Here is a 1,259-nt window from a genome sequence, read left to right on the forward strand (position 1 = left end):
ATTAAAACCGTTTTAGGTCAGGTAAGACCAGAAGTTCTCACCGCTTATAATTTACCTATACCAGATATTAAACAGCAAATAGCAGAAGTACCATTAACAGGATGGTTAGGAGAATTAGAAGCAAAAGCTAAACAAATTACCGTCAGAATTGATAGCAGTAGCGGTAGTAATGGTTCAGGGGTAATTATTGCTAAAGAAGGAAATACTTACACCGTTTTAACTGCGGCTCATGTAGTTTGTAAACCACCAGATAAAGTAAGACCATGTGAGCCAAATACTTATAAAATCCTCACAGTAGATGGTAAACAATATCCCGTAGAACCAAGCACGATTAAATTAGAAGAGGGGGTAGATTTAGCAGTAGTTAAATTCACCAGTGGGGAAAATTATCAAGTTGCAACTTTAGCAAATTATCCCACCAAAGATGATGAATATATGTTCACGGCGGGTTATCCCAGATTAGGAGAAAAATCACCTTGGCGGTTCACATTGGGACAGATTTATAGTAAAGAAAAAGGATTATTAACTACTACCCAATCAGATTTTAACAATAACAGTTCGGGTACAGCCCAAAGTGCAGTTTCTTTAACAGGAGGATATGAATTAGTTTATAGTAGTATCACCTTTGGCGGTATGAGTGGGGGACCTGTTTTAGATTCCCAAGGGCGGGTAATTGGTATTCATGGCAGAACGGAGGGACAAGCTGCTATTGATAATAATAGTAATAGTAAAGAAACTATCCAATTAGGTAATAGTTTGGGTATTCCGGTGAGTACATTTTTGGCATTAGCTAACCGACTGAATACCCAAGCACAAAAGGTAGAAACCACCCCAACACCAGAACTAAATCAACAAAAAGTTAAGTCTATTCAAACAGCGATTTTATCAGTAGATGTTTCCCAAGGCAATACTACCGCCAGTCAATGGTTAGAAAGGGGAAATCAACTGTGGCGCTTACGTCGTCATTCAGAAGCAATACAGGCTTTTGATGAAGCAATTAAGCAAAAACCAAAGTTTATTCACCTGGCTTATTATGGTAAGGGTTTGGCATTAGGTTCGAGTGGAAAATATCCAGAGGCTATAACTGCATATGAGCAAGCGGTGAAGTCTCAACCTGATTTTGTTCCTGCTTGGGATAAGTTAAGTTCAGTTTATAGATATTCAAACCAACTGGATAAAGCCTTAGCAGCCATAAATAAAGCCATTCAACTCCAGCCGAATAATCCTAATTTGTATAATGAGAAGTATGCAGTTTTAAG

The 1,259-nt window shown here is 38.1% G+C and carries 1 protein-coding gene; it reads left to right on the forward strand.

Going from position 1 to position 1,259, the window contains the following annotated elements:
- A partial coding sequence (locus IQ226_RS24760; RefSeq protein ID WP_193899781.1) for a tetratricopeptide repeat-containing serine protease family protein occupies window positions 1-1,259 on the forward strand: 1,259 nt, incomplete at both ends.

It is taken from the genome of Dolichospermum sp. LEGE 00240 (assembly GCF_015207875.1).
GTDB classification, from domain to species: Bacteria; Cyanobacteriota; Cyanobacteriia; order Cyanobacteriales; family Nostocaceae; genus Dolichospermum; species Dolichospermum gracile.